The organism is Bacillus sp. FSL R9-9834 (assembly GCF_038006905.1).
GTDB lineage: Bacteria > Bacillota > Bacilli > Bacillales > Bacillaceae_G > Bacillus_A > Bacillus_A pacificus.
Window position 1 is genome coordinate 2,184,582 of record NZ_JBBOWD010000001.1, and the last position, 22,363, is coordinate 2,206,944.

Here is a 22,363-nt window from a genome sequence, read left to right on the forward strand (position 1 = left end):
TAATGATATAGCGAGTCTGTAAATATTCATTCATAGAAAACACCCACTAATTAAAGTTTCACTTTATGATTTTCTATAGTATATGTTGGATATAGAAGATAAGTAGTTACGTTATACATGTAACGTGTTAATTTTTTCATTCACTTTCTTAGCATGTGTTTCGCCATTATAAGTGAAAGTTTGACCTAAAAAGAGTACATGCAGTTGTTCCCACGGTAACATACGTAAATTCCAATTATTTCGAAGTCTTGTTATTGCCTCACGAGGTGTTTCATCGGCGAGTGCAAAAGCTCCGTAATGCATTGGTATAAAGTGTGTAGCATTTAAATCTAAATAAGCTTGCACTGCTTCTTCAGGTGAAACGTGAGATATTTTCATAAACCATTCTGGTTCATAAGCTCCAATTGGCATAAGGGCAATATCAATTGAAAAGCGTTTGCCAATTTCTTTGAAACCTTGGAAATAGCCACTGTCTCCACAAAAATAAATGGTTTCCTCCACATTTTCATTTTTAATAATCCATCCACCCCAGTGAGATGTGTTCATATCAAATAATGATCTTCTCGTCCAGTGCTGAGCAGGTACGAAGTGAAAGGAAACATCATCAATAGTCGTACTTTCCCACCATTTATACTCTTCTACATTGTTGAATTTTTTACGAGTAAATAATTTTTTTAGCCCAATGGGTACTAAGTATAATACGTCATCATTAAGTTGGCGAAGTGTTGAAAAATCTAAATGATCATAATGACCGTGTGAAATGAGGACAATATCAATTTTAGGTAGTTCTTGTATAGAAAGACCAGGTTCAGTAAGTCTTGAGACTAGCTTCAATTTATTGGCCCATACTGGATCCGTTAATATATTAAGTCCATTCGTTTGGATAAGAAAAGTGGAATGCCCAATCCATGTGACAGTCGTTTTTTCAATATTACTTTGCAAAAATGCACTTTGTTTAACGGGTGATTGTTCTACTAAGAAAGAAAAATCTTTTTTGTTTTGCTTTCGTTCTTTACGCCAGCGTATAAAAGAGCGAATTGATTTTTTTGTACTTACATTATCCATATTTTCATAGCGCTTTGCCATGAACATCACCTCATTTAAAATCGTTGTAATTGTATTGTACCGAAATGTTGTTAAGGAATACAGTGTATAACATGGATGAATGTTTAAGGAATTGTTAAAAAATAGGGGGATCTATTTACAAAAGTAACAATAAAATTAGTTTTGCAACTTCTATTTAGAGAAATAATAGTGAAAAAATATATTTTGTCTAGTAATTCGCTTGAAATAAAGAAGTAACATACGTAAATTCGTACGATTTCGTGAACAAATGTAGTAAACAATTTTCTCGTAGTGTTAACTTTTGTTATGATAAGCATAGCCTATTTAAATTTAGGATAGAGAAAAGAGGTTTATAAATGAAGCGTTATCAAAAAATAATTGGTCTTATGGTTGTATTTTGTCTCTTTGTACTTGCTGGATGTAGTGGATCAGGTTCAAAGCTTCGTAAACCATTAAATTGGGATTTAGAAACTTTCCAATTTACAAATCAAGATGGAAAGCCATTTGGTACAAAAGATTTAAAAGGGAAAGTTTGGGTTGCAGATTTTATGTTCACAAACTGTCAAACAGTTTGTCCGCCAATGACTGCTAATATGGCAAAATTACAGAAAATGGCGAAGGAAGAGAAATTAGATGTTCAGTTTGTATCATTTAGCGTAGATCCTGACCTTGATAAGCCAGAAAACTTGAAAGCTTTCATTCAAAAGTTTACAAAAGATACAAGTAACTGGAACTTGTTAACAGGTTATTCGTTAGAAGATATTACAAAGTTTTCAAAAGATAATTTCCAATCACTTGTAGATAAACCAGAGAATGGTCAAGTTATACATGGAACATCATTTTATTTAATTGATCAAAACGGAAAAGTAATGAAAAAGTATAATGGTATTAGCAATACGCCGTATGAAGACATTATACGTGATATGAAACGATTAGCAGAATAAAAAGAGGGGTGCAGATTAAAGCACCCTTCTTTTTTACATTAGTCTATGGATAAAATGTCATGTTGCTGTGGAAGTTTTGGTGCCCGAATTTCTAAAACGCCATTTTGATATGAAGCTTTCGCTGCTTTTTTATTAATTGAATACGGCAACTTAATTAATCTTGATGCTTCTGAAATGGAACGTTCTCGGCGATAATAGTTATGGGATGTTTGCTCTTCTTCTTCCAGTATCTCTTCTTTTACAGAGACTTTTAAGTATTCATTTTGTATTTCAATTTGAATTTGTTCTTTTTGTATACCTGGTAGTTCAGCTGTAACAACGAGTTCTTCGCCAACTTCGTATAAATCTACAGGGAATGTTAATAAACGATTTCCTTTTTGGAAAAAATGATTTAAATCAGCAATTACATTGCGAAGTGGTGTTTGCTCGAAGAAATCATCAATTTGCTTTAAATAATTGCGAACCGGTGGGCGAGAAGAGTCTTTTTTTTCTTCACTCATGGTATTCCCTCCTAGAAATCAATTTGCAATATCATATGACAAAAGCGGAGAAAGGTGATTGCCTAATTTTCATGTTTTCATAAAAAATTGTTAAAAATGTGAAATGGAGTGATTTTTTTATAGTTTTTGGTCGCCATATTCAGTTGATTATGCTAGTATAAATAGGGTTGATATAGTAGTATAGAGACAGAATGAAAACTGAAAGAGGGTAAGAAGTATGTGTGGTTTTGTAGGATGTTTATGTGAAAACCCTAGAGAGTTTTCAGAAACAGAAAAACATCAATTTGAAAATATGAACACGATGATTTTCCACCGTGGTCCAGATGACGAAGGATATTTTCGTGATGAGCATGTACAATTTGGCTTCCGCCGTTTAAGTATCATTGACTTAGAGGCAGGACATCAGCCGCTAACTTATGAAAATGATCGATATGTAATTATTTTTAATGGTGAAATTTACAACTATGTAGAATTACGTGAAATGTTACTTGAAAAAGGTGCAACGTTTGCAACGCAATCTGATACAGAAGTTATCATTGCATTGTATGCACATATGAAAGAAAAATGTGTAGACTACCTTCGTGGTATGTTTGCATTTATGATTTGGGATCGTGAAGAAAAGAAACTTTTCGGTGCACGTGACCACTTCGGTATTAAACCTTTATACATCGCACAACAAGGTGATACTACATTCTTCGCATCTGAGAAGAAAAGTATTATGCATGTGATGGAAGATAAAGGCGTTAACCCAACGTCATTACAACATTATTTTACGTACCAATATGGTCCAGAGCCAGAAACATTAACAATTGATGTTAATAAAATCGAACCTGGTCATTATTTCGTAAAAGAAATCGGTAAAGAGATGGAAATCCATCGCTACTGGAAACCTTATTTCAATGCTTCAAGTGCAACGAAAGAGGAGCATATCCAAGCAATTCGTGATGTGTTATATGATTCAGTAAAAGTGCATATGCGCAGTGATGTACCAGTAGGTTCATTCTTATCTGGTGGTATCGATTCATCTATCATCGCTTCTATCGCAAGAGAAATGAATCCAAATCTTTTAACATTCTCTGTTGGGTTTGAGCAACGTGGTTTCAGTGAAGTTGATGTTGCGAAAGAAACTGCTGAGAAATTAGGCGTTAAAAACCATAACGTATTCATTTCAGCGAAAGAGTTTATGGATGAGTTCCCAAAAATCATTTGGCATATGGATGATCCTTTAGCAGATCCAGCAGCTGTACCGTTGTACTTCGTTGCTAAAGAAGCACGTAAGCATGTAACAGTTGTTCTTTCAGGCGAAGGTGCAGACGAGCTATTTGGTGGTTATAACATTTATCGTGAGCCAAACTCACTGAAAATGTTCTCTTACATTCCTAGCCCAGGTAAGAGCGTTCTAAAAGCACTAAGTGGTGCTCTTAAAGAAGGCTTTAAAGGAAAGAGCTTCCTAGAGCGTGGATGTACGCCAATTGAAGAGCGTTACTATGGAAACGCGAAAATCTTCCGTGAAGAAGAGAAAGCTGAATTAATGAAGTATTACAATGAAAGTGTTAACTATATGGATATCACGAAACCATTGTATAACGAAATTAAAGATTATGATGATGTAAGCAAAATGCAGTACATTGACATGTTCACATGGTTACGCGGTGACATTTTATTAAAAGCTGATAAAATGACAATGGCAAACTCATTAGAACTTCGTGTACCGTTCTTAGATAAAGAAGTATTCGATGTTGCATCTAAAATTCCAACTGAATTTAAGATTGCTAACGGAACTACGAAAGCTATTTTACGTGAAGCAGCACGCGGAATCGTTCCAGATCACGTATTAGATCGTAAAAAACTTGGATTCCCAGTACCAATTCGTCACTGGTTAAAAGACGAAATGCATGATTGGGCTATCAATATTATAAACGAGAGTAAGACAGAGCATTTAATCGACAAACAGTATGTATTAAACTTACTGGAAGCACATTGTGCAGATAAAGGCGATTATAGCCGTAAAATTTGGACTGTACTTGCGTTTATGGTATGGCATCAAATTTATGTTGAGCATAAATACGATACGAATAAGTTCCACGAAGAAACGAAACGTGCCTATAGCTTAGTTTAATTAGAAAAACCTTAAGATCGTATATGGTCTTAAGGTTTTTTTCATAAATAGGACGTATTATTGATACAATAATAGTAAAAGGATGGACAACATATGATTACGTTTGAAAAAGTAACTGTAGAAAATGAAAACGTTGTAAAAGAAATGTTTCGCTCACATAGTTTAAGTGAGAAACAGGTACAGTATTGTGTGAAAGTCGATGATACATATATTGGTGTAATAGATTATCGTGTTCAAGGGGAGACTGCGATTTTATCTCAGTTAATTATTCACTTTGACTATCAAAGTTACGGTTATGGGACAAATACATATTTCACATTTGAAATGATGATGAAAGAAAGAAATGTGAAAGAGATAAAGGTATTACAAACGGAATTAACAGAACCAGTGAAATCTTTCATAGAGAGCTTTGGATTTAATGTGGAAGACGGAATATATGTGAAGAAAATATAGCGATGAGTAGTTATGCGGGATAAATATAAGGCAGGTGGATGTATGACGATGACTTCTGGTCTTGTATTAATTGGAGGGTGTTTTTTAGTAGCGGAGCTAAGCCATATGTTTATTCGAAAAAGAATGAATAAGAAGAGAAAGCCGTATGAATTACAATATGCTCCAGTGTTTTTCCTTTTGTTTTGTATGCTACTTACATTACAAAACATAACGAACTTTCCACCTCTTTTAAATGTTTTTTTAAAGTTCGGTTTGCTGTATAGTACCACTGGCATAGCCCTTTTATTTCTTTTATTTTGCATACGTTATATTCACTATCAATCGTATATATTTATATTAAATTGGTTAAAGCAAAATGATAGAAACCGCCTTACATAAGGCGGTTTTTTATTTACGTTATGTATTGACTGGAATTACAATTACTTTCTTATGCCCATTACTTTTTTACATGTTACGCTTAAAAAATTTGAGTAGTAAATAGGTACAAAAATATTTTGAATAAAAATGAGGGCGGAATTATATATATTGAAAAAGTTTTCTGATATATCTATTGACAATGTATGAGATATACATTAATCTTTAAGTGTAAATGATAATCAATTTCATCTAGGAGGGCTTATGACACGCACTAAAAATATTCTTATACTTTGCGTTATGTTACTAATGGTCGTAATCGCAGGGTGCGGTAAAGAAGAAGAGAAGAAAGATAAAGATACATTAGTAAAGGCAAAAGATTCTTATAGTATAAAGCATGCAATGGGCGAAACGACAGTAAATGGTACGCCAAAAAGAGTTGTTGTTTTAACAAATGAGGGTGCTGAGGCACTTTTAACTGTTGGAGTAACGCCAGTTGGAACGACGAAACCACGAGCTGGTGATGAATGGTATCCTCATTTAGCGAAAGAGTTAAAAAATACGAAAGTAGTAGGAACTGAGCGTGACATTAATTTAGAAGCAGTAATGAAGCTTCAGCCGGATTTAATTATCGGAAATAAAATGCGTCACGAAAAAATATACGAGCAGTTAAAAGAAATCGCGCCAACAGTATATGCTGAAACATTACGCGGTGATTGGAAAGAAAACTTCACACTTTATACAAAAGCTGTAAATAAAGAAAAAGAAGGGCAAAATGCTCTAAATGATTATAAAAAGCGTATTGCAGCAATAAAAGGACAATTAGGTGATAAAATTAATTCTAAAGTTTCAATTATTCGCTTCGTCCCTGGTGATGTTCGTATTTATCAAAAAAATTCATTCTCAGGTGTTGTATTAAATGATATTGGATTTAAACGACCACCATTACAAGATAAAGATGAATTTGCAATTAAAGGAATTACAAAAGAGCAAATTCCAAATATGGACGGGGATTATTTATTCTATTTCACATCTGATAAAGACGCGGATAAGAATAATGAAGGAAATACATTAGCAAAAGAATGGACAGAAGATCCACTATTTAAACAACTGCAGGCTTCTAAAGATAATAAAGTATTCCAAGTAGATGAAGTGATTTGGAATACAGCAGGTGGTATTGTAGCTGCAAATCTTATGTTAGATGATATTGAAAAATATTTTCTGAAGTAAATGAATAATCTAGTGCATCACTTTAAATAGGTGATGCACTTTTTATTTTGTTAAAATACAGAAAATTCCTTCTTTTGAGTGTGCATAAGTTGTACAATTAAAATAATCATGAAATAAAGGAGTGGGAATAAATGAAAGCTACTCATAAAGATTGGGTTTTATTTAACGGAAGAATTGTAAATACGAAGGAAGAACAGCCGATGATTCCATTAGAGGAGAGAGGCTTTCAATTTGGTGATGGTATATACGAGGTATTCAGACTATATGATGGGAAGCCACATTTATTAGATTTACATTTAGAACGATTCTTTCATTCTATGGAAGAAATAAAATTAATTCCACCGTTTACTAAGGAAGAGTTAGTGGAAGAGTTATATCAAATGATTGAAAAAAATCAATTTCAAGAAGATGGTAATGTATATTTGCAAATATCAAGAGGTGCTCAAGCACGTAATCATGTATATGAGTCAAATATGCAACCAACATATTTTGCAAACATTGTTTCTTTTCCAAGGCCAATCACGGCTATGGAACGAGGAATAAAAGTTACTGTAGAAGAGGATATACGCTGGAAGTTTTGTCATATAAAATCCTTAAATCTGCTACCTAATATTATGATTAAAAATAAAATAAACGAACAAGGCTATCAAGAAGCGATATTAGTACGAGAAGGAATTGTAACGGAAGGGTGTCATTCAAATTTCTTTATGGTGAAAAATAATAAATTGATTACACATCCGGCTGACAATTTCATTCTACACGGCATTACACGTCACTACGTTATTACATTAGCGAAAGAGTTACATATCGAAGTAGAAGAAAGAGAATTTTCACTTCAAGAAGTGTATGAGGCCGATGAATGCTTCTTCACAGCGACGCCACTTGAAATATTCCCAGTCGTTCAAATTGGTGACGAGCAGTTCGGAAAAGGCGAAAGAGGACCGATTACAAAGAAACTCCAAGTTGCATATGAAGAAAGTATTCGTTTGTTTAAAGTTACGAACTAATATTGAAGAAAAAAGCTGGTATTACTCCAGCTTTTTTTCATGATATAATTCAAGCATAGGACAAGATTTGAAAACGCTGTAAAAAGGGGATTTAATGTATGAATTATGAAGATTTTAAAGAAGTAATTCACGGTAGACGAAGTGTTAGAAAGTTCACGGAACAAGAAGTAGCCACTAGTGATATAAAAGATATTATTGATTGTGCTCGTTATGCACCGAGTGATACAAACTCACAAACTTGGGAGTTCTTGGTCATTATGAACCGAGAGAAAATTAAAGAAATTGAACAAATGACATGGGATGCATTACATAAACTTGCGGCAAAAGCGGCAAAAAACGGAGAAGAGAAAGCGGGGAAATTACTTACACGTTCTTTTGGACCATATGCAACAGCTTTCTCGGAGGCACCAGTATTAATCGTATGTTTGGCAACGCCATATGAATCAAAGTTTCGTGAAAAGATATTTGATCCGATTGCTTTTGTTCCAGATTCAGTTTGGGAAGAAGAAGGAATTAAGAGCAGTTGTTTAGCGGCACAAAACTTAATGTTGGCTGCACATGCGAAGGGGCTTGGTACATGCCCAATGACAGGACCGGTATTGTTAGCTCAAGATGAACTACGACAATATTTACAAATTGAGCCTGAAAAGCAAATAAATATGGTTATATCGCTCGGTTTTCCGAAAGATAAGCCGAAGAAACTTCCAAGAAAAGAAGTAGATGAGATTACAACATTTGTTTTTTAAAGCTCAAAATAAAAGGACATTGAATAAACAATGTCTTTTTATTTTGGATAGGTATGTAATTAATCTGTTAGGCTAAAATGATAGATAAGAGGGAATTACTATTTATCCCAATTTATTTCATAAAAAAATTAATGTTCTATTAAGGAAAGTATGATACATTAATCGTGAGCAATATTCTATTTGTTCATGAAAGTGTTGAAAATAGTTTTAAAATTTAAAAGTTATTTTTGTATAATAAATTATAATGAAATGACAGGGGGGATGAATTTTGAAAAAATTCATAATCACTGGATTGTCTGTATTGTTATTAGCCGGTTGCGGCGCTCCACAAGAAAAAGAGGGTGCACAATCAAAGCAGGAAGAAAGAGTTGTAAACGCAAGTAATGAGAATATAGTAGTATTTCCTGAAGGAGCAGTGCCAGTCGGAGAAGGAAAAGTAAAAGTTATTACACCAGACGGTACTTCTGAGAATGGTAATATACCAGCTGTATTCATTAAAAAGGATACTTTAATTCAACACGTTGAATTAGAGCTCTCAAATTTTCAAAATGATAAAGAAACATTCGTATTTGTAGATCGAGTGTTTGCAGATAAATATCAAGTAACTAGTACAACACAGACAACAGTACAATTAAAAGAAAAGACGCTTGAAACAGGTAGTCATACGATTACGGCAGTTCAGTATGAAAACAATGACCCGAAAGGAAAGGTTATTAGTTTTAATCAAGCAACATTCGAAACAAAACCAGCGTCATAAGAAGAATAAAAAGTACATTACTCAAAAAGTAGTGTGCTTTTTTGTTTATACTAGAGGATGTAATAGTGAATCACTTGTTTCGTTTTCTAATATGATTAAATTAGGAAGAGATCACTTGTTACTACTATGACAGAAAAAGCGGTTGAAGAGGTGAACCGGTATATTTTTATCTTCTTGATTAATATGATGATGTCAGTAATTTGGTTTATGATGCAAGTTACGCTCCATTATCAAATTTATGACTTATCGATAGGGTCTATTTGTTTTACCATTGTTTAGCTATTATATGATAAACTCGGAATAAGGTAAGTTTCAGAAGAAAAATGTAGGTATTTCATTTGAAATGTCGAATAGTACGTACGATGTCGTAATAACAAATTTTCTATTGTTTACTGTGAAACAGGAGAAGGAGAGATAGTAATGAAACGAGCTCTTATAAATATTGATTATACATATGATTTTGTAGCAGAGAAAGGTGCTTTAACTTGCGGTAAGCCAGGCCAAGAAATTGAGAAGGAAATTGTCCATTTAACGAAGCAATATATTGAAAATGGAGATTATGTTGTCTTTGCGATCGATAAACATGAAGAAAATGATGTATATCATCCTGAATCAAAATTATTCCCGCCTCATAACATAACGGGTACAAATGGAAGAGATTTGTTTGGTGAATTACAAGATGTGTACGAAACATATAAAGATGCAGAGAATGTATATTACATGGATAAAACGCGATATAGTGCATTTGCAGGAACAGACCTAGAGATGAAGTTACGAGAAAGAGGAATAGAAGAAGTGCATCTTGTAGGGGTTTGTACTGATATTTGTGTTCTTCACACAGCCGTAGATGCTTATAACAAAGGATTTAAAATTGTAGTTTATGAAAAGGCAGTTGCATCTTTTAGTGCGCAAGGGCATGAATTTGCACTTGGACATTTTAAATCTTGCTTAAACGCAGAAGTGAAGTGAAAAAAAAGAGGCCTTTAAAAAAAGGTCTCTTTTTACGTTTAAATTGAGACGAGGTTTTGCTCAATTAATTTTTTTATAAATGGGCTAATATTTTCTGGTAGCTTATCGAAATCAAAAAATTGTACACTTAATGATTCGATCCCATCAGCTTTTAGCAAGCCGCCTTTAATGTCTTTGCAAAGATATGCGATTGTTATAGGATAAAACTCATCCCCGTTTGGTAATTTTACAAAAAATTCTTTTCCAGAAAATACGCTTATTAACTGTAAGGTTCCTATTTCAATCCCTGTTTCTTCGAACACTTCTCGTCTCCCAGCTTCTTCTGTTGATTCACCAAGTTCAACGAATCCACCAGGGACACCCCAAATACCATTCTGCCTTTGTTGAAGTAATATTTGTCCTTGTTTATTGAAAACAGCTACAGCAACTCCTGCTAGATTGAGTGGTCTTGATCCGACAACTTTTCTAAGTTCTTCAATATATCCCATTGTATGTAACCTCCGTAAGAAAAAATAAGAGCAAATATACTATTTGTTGTTGTGTAAATATTTTCCTCTTTATAAGAGGGAGAGATGTCCTATAACCTATTTGTTTTATTTGGTAAAATATACATCAAAAAAGGTCAAACAAAATCTTTGACCTTTTTTGACCAAGTGTTATAATAAAGATAGAAAGAGATAATCTTTCATTCATAAATAATAAGGAGGAAAAAATATGCGTAATTTATTTCCAGAGATAACAAAACGTCAAAATGGTATTTTTGATTTTGGGCCTTCTTTATTAGAAGGGATGACAGATGCTTTCTTTAAACCGATGAACATGGATACTTTTAAAGTAGATGTTCATGAACAGTCTGATAAATATACAGTAAAAGCAGATTTACCTGGTTTTCAAAAAGAAAACATTCGAGTTGAATTTGAACAAGATGTATTAACGATTCAAGCAACTAATCATAATGAAGTGGAAGAAAAAAATGAGAATGGCATATATATTCGTAAAGAACGTTCTATAGGTTCTGTAACTCGACGCTTTAATTTTCAACAAGTTGAGGAAGAAAATGTTAAAGCAAATTATAAAGATGGCGTACTGACAATTGAATTGCCAAAATTGAAAGAAGAAAAAAACAGTAAAACAACAATTAATATCGAATAAAAGAGCTGATAAATTCAGCTCTTTTTTTATCTAGTTAATGAATAAATTAGTTGAAATCGTAATGAGTAGAATAAAGTTTTAACGTTTAAAAAATTTCACGATTAGCTCCCCTTAGGTTATTAAAAAGGGTATATTTAAAGGGAAAGGAAAAGAACAGCTAGACATACTGTTTAAAGTGAATTAGTAATAAAGCCAAAATACATAGTAAGGGTAGCAGCATTTTAGAGTAGATAATAGATTGTTCTAGAACAAACTGAGACGATTATGAATTTTTTAATTAGTAAGGAAGTGGTTAGATGAGTTTATTAACGTATACTGAAGAATTTTTTAATTATGTAAGAGAGTTTTTACTTTTAAGATTTTTACTATTTGCTTTCGTTCTAATCATTATTTCATTTGTCATAAACCGCATTATTGATTGGTTTTTTAGGAAATCAAGCTTTTTTGATGAAGAGGTAGAGCAAACGATTCAAAGTGTGATTCGATCTATTTTTAGATATATCATTATCATTAGTCTAATCATATATTTAATTAGCCAATTTGTAGATATAAAAAGTATCATTGCAGGCGCAGGGATAGCGGGGGTTGTTATCGGTTTTGCTGCACAACAGATGCTGAAAGATGTTATATTAGGCTTTGCGAGATTAGCGGACAAAGAGTTTCGTGTTGGCGATTTTGTTACTTTTAACGGAACAAACTCAGGAACGATTGAGGAAATTAGTATTCGTTTTATGCAAATTCGTGAATGGTCAGGAAAACTCCTTACCATACCACACGGAGAGATTAGAACGATACAAAATTTTAATAAAGGCTGGATGCGCGTAATTGAACGAATTACGGTAAGTTATCAGGAAGATCCGACAAGAGTTAAGGAATTGTTAGAGGAAGTTTGTGTGAACTGTAATGAAAAATTGGCCTCAAGTCTTTATAAAGTAGAGGATGAAGCTGTTGAACCTTTTAAATATGTAGGTGTTACAGATTTAAATCCGAATCTGAAATACGTTGGATATGAATTTTGTATTACAGGTTTAATAAAGCCAGAAGATTATTTTGAAACTTCTAGACAAGTAAGATTTGAATTAATGTCTATATTTCATAAGAATCGAGTACAAATGCCAGCAGCAAATATGGTCGTTACTACTGAAAGTTTACAGCATACCTATAGCGGACAATCTGTATCGGACAGCTAAAGTAGAATAGTTTGGTAACGGAAATGCTGCTTTCAACATTGGATAGAAAAATAATAATAAAATGATCGATATAAACAAAGAGCTGAAGAAATTCAGTTCTTTTTAATTTGTAGAATTTAGAAATTTCTTAATGTTATAATGATAGATGGTGATGAAAATGAACTTTGAAGAAAAAGAGATGCATCGTTTAGAGGCATTAAAAGCAATTGCTGAATTATTAAATGAAGCAACAGACTTACAAGACATGTTGGAAAAAGTGTTACATACATTGTTACAAGTTATGAATTTGCAAACAGGCTGGATCTTTTTTATTGATGAAAGTGGAAAGCACCGTATGCTTGTGGATGAAAACTTACCGCCAGCTCTTACGTGGCAAGAGAAGAAGCCGATGTGTGAAGGAAATTGTTGGTGTGTAGAGCGTTTTGTGAATGGCAGATTGGAAAAGGCGACAAATATTATTGAATGTAAGCGAATAGAGGATGCGATTGAATGTAATTGGGGAGATACCGAAAATGTTACGCACCATGCGACAATTCCTCTTAGGTCTGGATCGGAGAAGTTTGGTCTATTAAATGTCGCCTCTCCTCAAAAAACACATTTTTCAGAGGAAGAATTAGCATTATTAGAATCAATTGCATTTCAAATAGGAACAACTATACAACGTATTCAATTAGTAGAGAAAGAACGTAAATATGTAGTTGTAGCAGAACGAAATCGACTTGCACGTGATTTACATGATTCAGTAAAACAATTGTTATTTTCTATCATGTTAACCGCAAAAGGTACGCTAAATATGACGCAAGATAGAGACTTGCAAGAGATGTTGAGCTATATTGGAGAATTATCACAGGAAGCATTACAAGAGATGACACTCTTGATTTGGCAATTAAGACCGGAAGGATTAGAGAAAGGGTTAGCTGAAGCAATTAAAAATTACGGAAAGTTGTTAGGAATTCACGTGGAAGTTCGAATTGATGGAATGGTTTCAATTGGTGATGAAATAGAAGAAGTTTTATGGCGTATTAGTCAAGAAGCGATACATAATTGTAAAAAACATGCTTCGTGTGAAAAGGTACATGTTCTTTTAAAAATAGAAGATAACGAGTTATATTTTTGCATAGAGGATAACGGAATAGGATTTATACAAGATCAGGTACGAGAGTCAGCACTCGGCTTAAAAAGTATGAAGGAACGTATTCAGTTAATGAGGGGATCATTTCAAATAAAAACGGAGCTGAAAAAGGGGACGAAAATTGAAATTCAATTGCCAGTTTGAAGGGGAGAAGAAGGTTGAAAATTAAATTACTACTAGTTGAGGATCATCATATCGTTCGAAGAGGACTTGTATTCTTTTTGAAAACGAGAGAAGAATTTGAAATTGTTGGGGAAGCAGAAAATGGAGAAGATGCGTTAACATTCGTCCAAACAAAAAGGCCAGATGTAGTATTAATGGATCTATCAATGCCGAAGATGGATGGCATCGAAGCAACAAAACGAATAAAACAATATGATGAAACGATAAAGATACTAATATTAAGCAGTTTTTCAGAGCAAGATTATGTTTTACCAGCACTTGAAGCCGGAGCAGATGGTTATCAATTAAAAGAAGTACAACCTGAGCAACTTGTAGCTTCTATTATTGCAGTACATGAAGGAAATACGAATTTTCATCCGAAAGTAACACCAGCACTATTAGGACGATCAGTAGTCAAGAAAGAAAAAGAAAACCCTTTTTCTATGTTAACGAAAAGAGAACAAGAAGTACTTCGTGAAATTGCGCAAGGGCGAAGTAATAAAGAAATTGCAGCAGTGCTTCATATTACAGAACAAACTGTAAAAACACATGTTTCAAATGTTTTAGCTAAATTAGAAGTAGATGATCGTACGCAAGCTGCATTATATGCGGTGAAATATGGGGTTATTTAGGAGGAGTGTATGAAAGTAAGGACTACATTACAGCGGTACATGTCAAGTTTGTCTGAGGCTAGTTATTTTAATGGTACGGTACTAATTGCAAAAAATGATGAAATATTGTTAAGTGAAGCATTTGGAACAGCGAATTTCACATTTAACATTCCTCATACTATTGATACAAAATTTCGAATTGGTTCATTAACGAAAGGGTTTACCAGTACAGCAATTTTACAATTAGAAGAACGTGGATTCTCTCGGTAGAAGACTCAATTTCAAAATATATAGAGGGATTCTCTTATGGAGAAGATGTTACAATTCACCACCTATTAACTCACACATCGGGTATTTCAAATTTTACAAGTTGGCCTAATTATTGGTCGGATATAATGAGAAAATCTGTATCTAAAGAAGACATTGTGCATGTATTAAAGACGTACCCGTTAGAGTTTAAACCAGGTGAGAGATATAGTTATACAAATTCTGGTTATATTTTATTAACAATTATAATCGAAAAGATTACTGGTTTATCATATAAAGAATATATACATAAATATATATGTCAACCACTTCAAATGCATAATACCGGATGTGAGGATGAGGGTAGAGAAATAGTAGAATCTTTATCAACAGGATATACGATATTTGGAGATATAAAACAAACTGAACATATTGATATGTCATTTCCATTAGGGGCATATGGAATGTATTCGACAGTTAAAGATTTGTTTAAATGGCATAAAGCATTGCGTAGTAGAGAGGTGATTTCAGAAAGTTCACTTCAAAAAATGTTTACTGCATATTCGGATCATTATGGATATGGTTGGGCTATTGAACAAGAAGAATATATTTCTACTAGTCATTTTGGTGATATAAATGGTTTTGTGAATTATTTGATTCGATATGAAAAAGATAATGTTTGTATTATTGTACTAAGTAATATAAATATTACACCGGTCATAGAGATTGCAAATAACATAGCTAAGATTATAAATGGGGAAGAGATTCAGATGCCGAGACCTATAAAGGTGTATGAGGTGAATTTTTTCGATAAATTAAAATGTGTGGGGAAATATATAACAGAAAACAATGAAGTAATTCAAGTTATAGAAAAACAAAATAAACTCTATGTTATAGTGCCGAAACGTTATGGTGTATTGTATAAACTTGAGCTGTATCTTTGTTCTTTTCAAGAGGAAGTTGCAATGTTTCGAACGAAATACGTTGATGAAAAAATAAAAATAAATACAAAAACAGGATCATTATCTTTTGAAGATGTTACGAAAAAATGCATAAAAGCTAATAAAATATATAGTGAAGCTGAATAAAGGTTTTTCTTCTTTCAATAATTAGGTACAATAAAGTGAAACTTTAATCAGTGGAGGGGCTATTCCCCACTGATTATTAGCGCATACCAATTGTGTTTTTACGGGATAAAGCTACGATGGAGGGAGAAGATATGCTATGCCTGGTACAAGAAGTGGGATTGGAAAGATTCAAGCTTCGTTAAACGGTTTATCACCGAAATTGCGAAGTATTGCTGAACATATTTTAAAACATCCACAAGATGTTGTACATAAATCTATTACTGAATTAGCAGAAGTTACGAATAGTTCCGAGGCTACGATATTTCGCTTATGTAAACACCTTGGTTTGCAAGGGTTCCAAGATTTAAAGATTACATTAGCTCGTGAAATTGTCCATACACCGATGCAAAATATTCATGAAGAAGTATCAGCAGAAGACAGTATGGTAACTGTTGCTAAAAAAGTTTTTCATTCACATATTACAGGACTACAAGATACATTGCATTTGTTAAATGATACGGCATTAGAGCAAGCTGTAAAAGCTTTGCAAGAAGCAAATCGAATCGAGTTTTACGGAAATGGTGGTTCTGGTATTATTGCGATGGATGCATATCATAAATTTATGAGAACGGGTATTTCATGTATTGCTCATACTGATTCGCATTTTCAAATTATGGGAGCAGGTTTACTCTCGAAAAATTCAGTTGTTATCGGCATTTCTCATTCTGGTAGCAATAAAGGGTTACTGGAAGCGTTAGAAGTAGCGAAAGCAAGAGGAGCTAAAATTATTGCGATTACGAGCTATCAGAAATCGGCATTAAGTCAACTGGCTGATATTACATTATACACTTCAACACGTGAAACGGAATTCCGCACAGAAGCAAGTTCATCAAGATTAGCGCAGTTAAGTTTATTAGATACTTTGTACGTTGGGTTATCGTTACAACGCCAAGAAGAAACGTTGCAAAATTTACAAAGTATCCGTGAAACAATTTCGATGAAACGAATATAAAAAAGAGGCTGTCCCAAAAGGTGCTTTTTAGCCAAAATCGAATAAAAAGTGAAAGGCAGAAATGTTGATTTTATAACGTTTCTGCCTTTTCAATTTCATGTGATCTTACTTCGAAAGAGACTTATGAGACAGCCCCTTTTTTATTAGTGAATAGTTTATTTATTTTCTTGTAGAAATATGTGACTTACTTATAGCCAGTGATGACTCTCATTTAAAAAAAATAAAAAACGATTTATACAACAATTCAAACATTGTTCATAATTTCACAATTTGTTTTTGAAGTGTCATGTTATGATGAACATGTAATGATGATTGAACACTTAAACTTGGCACAATGATTAGCCAAACTAGTGAAGACAGAAGTTATGAGATGAACTCATGAAAAATTCTAAAACACTAAAGGGGAGATCACATATGAAAGCAGTAGTAGTTAATAAAAATAGTAAAGCAAACATTGAAATTATTGAAAAGGAATTACGTCCGTTACACTCAGGTGAAGCGCTAGTAGATGTAGAGTATTGTGGAGTTTGTCATACTGATTTACACGTTGCAAATCATGATTTTGGAAACACAGATGGCCGTATTCTTGGTCATGAGGGTATAGGGATTGTGACGAAAATTGCTGATGATGTTACTTCACTAAAGGTGGGGGACCGTGTAAGTATTGCATGGATGTTCCAATCTTGTGGGCGTTGTGAATATTGCGTAACGGGTAGAGAAACATTTTGCCGTGAAGTGAAGAATGCTGGTTATTCAGTAGATGGTGGTATGGCTGAACAATGTATTGTTACAGCAGATTATGCGGTGAAAGTACCAGAAGGATTAGATCCTGCTCAAGCATCATCCATTACATGTGCGGGTGTAACTACATATAAAGCTATAAAAGTATCGGATATTAAACCTGGCCAACCTATCGTCATCTATGGTTGTGGTGGATTAGGTAACCTAGCTATTCAATATGCTAAAAACGTATTTGGTGCAAAGGTAATTGCAGTAGATATTAATGACGATAAATTAGCCTTAGCAAAAGAGGTTGGCGCTGATATGACTATCAATCCAATTTCTCAAGGTCCTGCTGATAAGATTGTTCAAGAAGAGTTTGGTGGTGCTTATGCAGCTGTAGTAACAGCCGTTTCTAAAGTAGCATTCAACTCAGCAGTAGATGCGGTACGTGCTTGTGGTAAAGTCGTTGCAGTAGGTTTACCAGTGGAAACGATGGATTTAAACATTCCACGACTTGTACTAGATGGAATTGAAGTAGTTGGTTCTTTAGTCGGTACTCGTAAAGACTTAGAAGAGGCATTCATGTTCGGTGCAGAAGGAAAAGTAGTGCCGGTCGTTCAAACTTGTTCTCTAGATAAAGTACAACATGTATTCGAAGAAATGGAACAAGGTAGAATTCAAGGACGTATGGTAATCGATTTTAAACACAATAATTGTGATTGCAATTCACTTTAAATATAAAAAGTATGAGTCTAGCTAAAGACATGTAAAAAGTTAGGCGACAGAAAGAAGATGATCCCTGTTAAATGCAGGGATCATCTTCTTTGCATTCCACTACTATCAATATCGAGTAATGGGAAAGGATTAAAGGTTCACTTTATCTACAAACGAAAAAGAATCTTTACCTTTAACAAATTTTTTACAATCTGGAACGCTTTGAATTGCTATAACTTGTGTATCTCTTGCTTTCAGTGCATCTTGAATCCCGATTGTCATAAGCTTAATAAATAGAATCGTAATAAAGAATGAAACGAGAGTATACAAAATAATCCACCATGAAATATTCATTTCATAACGATTTAATCCAATAAGTCCTGCCCAATCATTAGAAAGAGAAACAGGTTTGAGCACTCCGTCATAGAGTTCCCGCATTTGTATCCCGCCAATTACAATGTTAAGCAACGCTAAATGGATAACGAGTATGAGTGTTTGGACGATATGTTCCATAAATAATACAAATAAGCGGTCAAGTAATAAGACTCGTAAGTGTTTTTTCATAATATGAAAACGGCTAGCACCCAATAATTGTGAACTTAAAATGTAATCTCGTTTCATAAATTCATCAACCTCTGAGGATATATATAAAGAAAGTGTAGGCAGAGCGACGAAAATAAGTACGAGTACTTGATAAAACGTAAATGAAATATTTGGATTTAACCCATCAGCATTTGATGTGATTACAATATTAACGGGTGTGATGAGTATGAATGCGATAAATAAAGTTGGAATATAATAAAAAACTTCTGAGCATGCCTGGAAAAATCTCTTGAGTTTTGGAGCAAATAAACTTAAGAGGATTCCTATACATGTTCCGCATAAAATTCGAAAGAAGCTAATTGCCACGGCTAATAAAATAGTGAATTTTGCTCCTTCTATAATTTGTAAGAAAACAGACTCACCAAAACGATCAGATCCAAAAGGCGGAATTAACGATGGTGGAAAGGGGGCCTTTCCAAGTAATTCGTTATTGTCATTGTAAAGTAACTGTGGAGGTTTTGGGATGTTATCTTTAAAGAACCAACTATAAATAAAACTAGCTGAAATAAGTATGAATAAATAAGTGAAACCGATTAAAAAGCGTTTTGATTTCCAAATAGATTTCATAATGCTACTCCTTTCAAGTGCTTGTGCCATCTATTCATCATGAATGAGATTATTTGAAAAATAGTATAAAACGGTAAAATAATCATGACCAGTATGATAAATGCAGCGGGAGGTGAAATAAACGCCTTATTAAATAAAAATTGAATAATGCCATCCATATTAAAAACAAATTCTAAAATGAATAAATTAGAAAGTAAGAAAACAAAAATCGTTTTTAAATGGTGGAAGAAGTGGATAGATATATTTTTGAATAAATGAATGCGTAGTATATAACTTGATGAAAGGCCTTTTCCATAGGCAACTTCTACATAATCTTTTCCATGTTCTTCTTTTATGTATAACACCATCATCCGAAACATTTGTAATGTAGGTAAGACCGCTAAAGATAAAATAGGGAGTAAATAAGCTCGATTTTCATTAAAAGAAATAATGGTGACAGGAGATTCCCCGAATTTCTTAAGTACCCATATGAAAAATATTTGTAAACAAATCATCATCATCATATCAGGGACAGCTTCTAATATGAACACAATTCGATTTATCCATTTTTTTATATAATCTTTTGCTAAAAAATAAAAAAATGCCATGCTAGATGATAGAAAGAGCGCAAGTAAAAAGGCTAAAAATAATACAGTAAATGAATATAGGTAAGGTTCTAAAACGGTTGGGAATAAGGGTGTTTTTTTGAAACTACCAAATTTCGGGTCTGATCCTATAACCACTAATGATTCAGGGGAGAAAACATCCTTTAACATAGTAACAATCTGATTAAAAAAAAGAATTGGTTGAAAGGTAAATCCGTTTTGAGTGATAAATAAATAAGGTAAATTTAATAATAGTAACAGTGATAAAAAAATGGATGAAAGCTTAATTATGAATTGAGATATTTTATGTAACATTAAATCCCTCCGACATCTTTTTACAACATTATACAATAAAGTTCAAAATATTGTTTTATTTTTCTGAAAAATAAAAATATTATTAGATTTTATTTTATGGAACATATATTTACAAGTTAATAAAATGATAGTAGATTCGAGCTCTATGTCCATTAAGATAAAAAGAAGAGTGAAACTAAAACACTAAAAAGAGAAAAATGCATGCCTAATCAATTAACTATTACTTCCTTAATGTTTTTTTGAAAATAGCCCTTATTTTTCGGACTTGTATAAAAAATAAGGGTCTCTAATCATTTTTCTTATATTGTTTTTCAACACCTTTTTCATGCAAATGAGTAAAAAGTAAAGTTTGGAAGGACTATGTATGAATGTGTTGTTAATGAAAGAAAAATAGTGTGTTGCGTAACGAATATAACGTAACTTTACCGCCGGGGGAATTTAATTTTAGTATGTAAGTGAAATGTCATGAGGGGAATTATATTTTGTTATGAAAAAAATTTTCTTTTTAAAACTTGATTAAAGAAAAAATATTTTATATACTAATTCATGTAAACGGTTTACTAGATCATATTTTGCTAGAAACGAAGGGAAGATTCGCATGGAAACAAGGGGGAGAGTAATCGGGATTGATATCGGTACCACAAGTACAAAAACGGTTGTGTTCACAGAAAAAGGAAAAGTCGTTGCATCACATGCAGTAGATTATCCAATTATTCAACCGAACGTCGGATGGGCTGAGCAAGATCCTGATGTAATATGTGCTGCTGTTTATAAAACTGTAAGCGTTGCCATAGAAAAAGGTGACGTGTTACCAGAAGATATTTCTTCAATTGGTATTAGTACAGCAATGCACGCATTAATTGCAGTAGATGAAAAGGGTGTGCCGTTAACGCGCTCTATCATTTGGGCAGATAATCGTAGTACGAAACAAGCGGAAAAATTATTACAACATATGAATGGACATGAAATTTATAGACGTACAGGTACACCAATTCATCCAATGTCGCCACTATCTAAATTATTATGGATGAAAGAAGAGGAACCAAAATTATATAAAAGTGCTTATAAATTTATTTCTATTAAAGAGTATGTTATTTACCAATTGTTTTCACGCTACGTAGTAGATTATTCCATTGCTTCTGCTACAGGGTTATTCAATTTAAAAACGTTAAATTGGGATGTTGATGTGCTGGAAATGTTAAATATTTCTTCAGAACAATTATCAACCCCAGTACCAACTACATATATTTTATCGGGTATGAAACCGGAATTAGCACAAAAGATGGGTATTCGTGAAGATACTCCAGTTGTTATTGGTGCAAGTGATGGTGTTCTTGCGAATGTAGGCGTTGGGGCCATATCGCCTGGATCAGCTGCAATTACGATTGGAACAAGTGGTGCAGTTCGAACAATTTCATCTAATGTTAATACAGATGAAAAAGGAAGAACGTTTTGTTATGCATTAACAGACGAGCACTGGGTGATTGGCGGACCAACGAATAACGGTGGCATATTACTGAGATGGTTACGTGATGAATTTGGTAGCCCAGAACAAGAAGTTGCAAGAAAACTTGGCATTGATCCGTATGATTTATTAATTAAATATGCGGAAAGTGTACCAGCTGGAGCAGGTGGATTGCTATTTTTACCTTTCTTATCTGGAGAACGTGCACCTTACTGGAATGCAAATGCTCGTGGTACATTCTTCGGAATTAATCTTCAGCATAAACGAGAACATTTTATTCGTGCAGTCATGGAAGGGGTTTGTATGAGCGTATATTCTGTTGCACTCGCAATCAGGGATTGTACAGGGCCACTTACTGAAATACGCGTTTCAGGAGGATTTGCGAAATCTGCATTTTGGAGACAAATGTTATCCGATATGATGGGGAAAGAATTGCTTGTTCCTGAAAGTCATGAAGCATCTGCGCTTGGGGCAGCGGCAGTTGCTTTATATGCTGTAGGAAAAATTGATTCTCTTGAAGAGGTTAAGGATTGGATTGATATTGTTCATCATCATGTACCGAATAAAGAAAATACGGCTATATATTTAGAAATGTTTTATATGTATGAACGACTTTATAATCGCTTGAAAGAAGAATTTGATTGTATAGCTGCTTTCCAACGTAAACAATAGGGGG

At 33.6% G+C, this 22,363-nt stretch carries 23 protein-coding genes and 1 pseudogene; 19 read left to right on the forward strand and 5 right to left on the reverse strand.

The genetic code is table 11. The annotated features are described in order from the left end of the window. Positions 1-111 precede the first annotated feature (111 nt). A complete protein-coding gene (locus MKY00_RS11320) occupies positions 112-1,086 on the reverse strand; it encodes an MBL fold metallo-hydrolase (protein WP_016717383.1) in 975 nt (324 codons plus the stop codon). 335 nt (positions 1,087-1,421) lie between these two features. On the opposite strand from MKY00_RS11320, the gene MKY00_RS11325 reads away from it, so the two are divergent. Continuing rightward, positions 1,422-2,009 (forward strand): SCO family protein, encoded by a 588-nt coding sequence (locus MKY00_RS11325; protein ID WP_016717384.1) that lies wholly within the window; start codon positions 1,422-1,424, stop codon positions 2,007-2,009. A gap of 38 nt (positions 2,010-2,047) precedes the next feature. Here the strand turns inward: MKY00_RS11325 and MKY00_RS11330 are convergent, their stop codons facing one another. Then, positions 2,048-2,509, reverse strand: coding sequence for an Hsp20/alpha crystallin family protein (locus MKY00_RS11330; protein WP_001288082.1), 462 nt, complete (start codon positions 2,507-2,509; stop codon positions 2,048-2,050). A 217-nt stretch (positions 2,510-2,726) separates the two neighbouring features. Between MKY00_RS11330 and asnB the strand changes: the two genes are divergently transcribed. From asnB to MKY00_RS11370, 9 genes and pseudogenes are all read left to right on the forward strand, one after another. Further along, positions 2,727-4,628 carry an asparagine synthase (glutamine-hydrolyzing) gene (gene asnB / locus MKY00_RS11335; RefSeq protein WP_000333816.1) on the forward strand — a complete coding sequence of 634 codons (1,902 nt, stop codon included), beginning with the start codon at positions 2,727-2,729 and terminating at the stop codon, positions 4,626-4,628. 93 nt (positions 4,629-4,721) lie between these two features. Continuing rightward, positions 4,722-5,081: a GNAT family N-acetyltransferase gene (locus MKY00_RS11340; protein WP_000627505.1), complete on the forward strand. Its 360-nt coding sequence runs from the start codon at positions 4,722-4,724 to the stop codon at positions 5,079-5,081. A gap of 48 nt (positions 5,082-5,129) precedes the next feature. Beyond that, the gene (locus MKY00_RS11345; protein WP_000200470.1) at positions 5,130-5,459 is read left to right on the forward strand and encodes a hypothetical protein; all 330 of its coding nucleotides are present in this window, start codon (positions 5,130-5,132) and stop codon (positions 5,457-5,459) included. 4 nt (positions 5,460-5,463) lie between these two features. Beyond that, positions 5,464-5,562 (forward strand): annotated as a pseudogene (locus MKY00_RS30175) (phosphatase PAP2 family protein); the annotation flags it as partial. Between the two features lie 137 nt (positions 5,563-5,699). Further along, complete coding sequence (locus MKY00_RS11350) at positions 5,700-6,665, forward strand: ABC transporter substrate-binding protein (protein ID WP_000198716.1); 966 nt, start codon at positions 5,700-5,702, stop codon at positions 6,663-6,665. Positions 6,666-6,796: 131 nt separating this feature from the next. After that, entirely contained in the window at positions 6,797-7,672 is an 876-nt protein-coding gene (gene dat / locus MKY00_RS11355; protein ID WP_000648394.1) for a D-amino-acid transaminase, read from the forward strand. A gap of 98 nt (positions 7,673-7,770) precedes the next feature. After that, positions 7,771-8,418 carry a nitroreductase family protein gene (locus tag MKY00_RS11360; protein ID WP_001105292.1) on the forward strand — a complete coding sequence of 216 codons (648 nt, stop codon included), beginning with the start codon at positions 7,771-7,773 and terminating at the stop codon, positions 8,416-8,418. Between the two features lie 268 nt (positions 8,419-8,686). Continuing rightward, positions 8,687-9,175 carry a hypothetical protein gene (locus MKY00_RS11365; RefSeq protein ID WP_000713485.1) on the forward strand — a complete coding sequence of 163 codons (489 nt, stop codon included), beginning with the start codon at positions 8,687-8,689 and terminating at the stop codon, positions 9,173-9,175. A gap of 420 nt (positions 9,176-9,595) precedes the next feature. Further along, a complete protein-coding gene (locus tag MKY00_RS11370) occupies positions 9,596-10,144 on the forward strand; it encodes a cysteine hydrolase family protein (RefSeq protein ID WP_016717385.1) in 549 nt (182 codons plus the stop codon). Between the two features lie 38 nt (positions 10,145-10,182). Here MKY00_RS11370 and MKY00_RS11375 read toward each other — a convergent pair whose 3' ends face one another. Further along, complete coding sequence (locus MKY00_RS11375) at positions 10,183-10,632, reverse strand: NUDIX hydrolase (protein ID WP_000540519.1); 450 nt, start codon at positions 10,630-10,632, stop codon at positions 10,183-10,185. A 226-nt stretch (positions 10,633-10,858) separates the two neighbouring features. Between MKY00_RS11375 and MKY00_RS11380 the strand changes: the two genes are divergently transcribed. From MKY00_RS11380 to adhP, 8 genes are all read left to right on the forward strand, one after another. Further along, positions 10,859-11,296, forward strand: a complete 438-nt coding sequence (locus MKY00_RS11380; protein WP_016717386.1) for an Hsp20/alpha crystallin family protein — start codon at positions 10,859-10,861, stop codon at positions 11,294-11,296. A 296-nt stretch (positions 11,297-11,592) separates the two neighbouring features. Continuing rightward, positions 11,593-12,486, forward strand: coding sequence for a mechanosensitive ion channel family protein (locus tag MKY00_RS11385; protein WP_016717387.1), 894 nt, complete (start codon positions 11,593-11,595; stop codon positions 12,484-12,486). A gap of 178 nt (positions 12,487-12,664) precedes the next feature. Continuing rightward, positions 12,665-13,762 (forward strand): sensor histidine kinase, encoded by a 1,098-nt coding sequence (locus MKY00_RS11390; protein WP_175574681.1) that lies wholly within the window; start codon positions 12,665-12,667, stop codon positions 13,760-13,762. Positions 13,763-13,776: 14 nt separating this feature from the next. After that, positions 13,777-14,412 carry a response regulator gene (locus MKY00_RS11395; protein ID WP_000694641.1) on the forward strand — a complete coding sequence of 212 codons (636 nt, stop codon included), beginning with the start codon at positions 13,777-13,779 and terminating at the stop codon, positions 14,410-14,412. Positions 14,413-14,421: 9 nt separating this feature from the next. Further along, entirely contained in the window at positions 14,422-14,661 is a 240-nt protein-coding gene (locus tag MKY00_RS11400) for a serine hydrolase (protein WP_260665281.1), read from the forward strand. Between the two features lie 20 nt (positions 14,662-14,681). Further along, positions 14,682-15,725: a serine hydrolase domain-containing protein gene (locus MKY00_RS11405; RefSeq protein WP_260665335.1), complete on the forward strand. Its 1,044-nt coding sequence runs from the start codon at positions 14,682-14,684 to the stop codon at positions 15,723-15,725. A gap of 136 nt (positions 15,726-15,861) precedes the next feature. Then, complete coding sequence (locus MKY00_RS11410) at positions 15,862-16,716, forward strand: MurR/RpiR family transcriptional regulator (RefSeq protein WP_001119639.1); 855 nt, start codon at positions 15,862-15,864, stop codon at positions 16,714-16,716. A gap of 414 nt (positions 16,717-17,130) precedes the next feature. Next, the gene (adhP, locus tag MKY00_RS11415; RefSeq protein WP_000649103.1) at positions 17,131-18,174 is read left to right on the forward strand and encodes an alcohol dehydrogenase AdhP; all 1,044 of its coding nucleotides are present in this window, start codon (positions 17,131-17,133) and stop codon (positions 18,172-18,174) included. A 129-nt stretch (positions 18,175-18,303) separates the two neighbouring features. On the opposite strand, the gene MKY00_RS11420 is transcribed toward adhP, so the two are convergent. Both MKY00_RS11420 and MKY00_RS11425 read right to left on the reverse strand, forming a co-directional pair. Next, the gene (locus MKY00_RS11420) at positions 18,304-19,323 is read right to left on the reverse strand and encodes an ABC transporter permease (protein WP_016717389.1); all 1,020 of its coding nucleotides are present in this window, start codon (positions 19,321-19,323) and stop codon (positions 18,304-18,306) included. After that, positions 19,320-20,222, reverse strand: coding sequence for an ABC transporter permease subunit (locus MKY00_RS11425; protein WP_074585837.1), 903 nt, complete (start codon positions 20,220-20,222; stop codon positions 19,320-19,322). The genes MKY00_RS11420 and MKY00_RS11425 overlap by 4 nt, the downstream gene beginning before the upstream one ends. A gap of 598 nt (positions 20,223-20,820) precedes the next feature. Between MKY00_RS11425 and gntK the strand changes: the two genes are divergently transcribed. After that, a complete protein-coding gene (gene gntK, locus MKY00_RS11430; RefSeq protein ID WP_000450016.1) occupies positions 20,821-22,359 on the forward strand; it encodes a gluconokinase in 1,539 nt (512 codons plus the stop codon). The last annotated feature ends 4 nt before the right edge of the window (positions 22,360-22,363 follow it).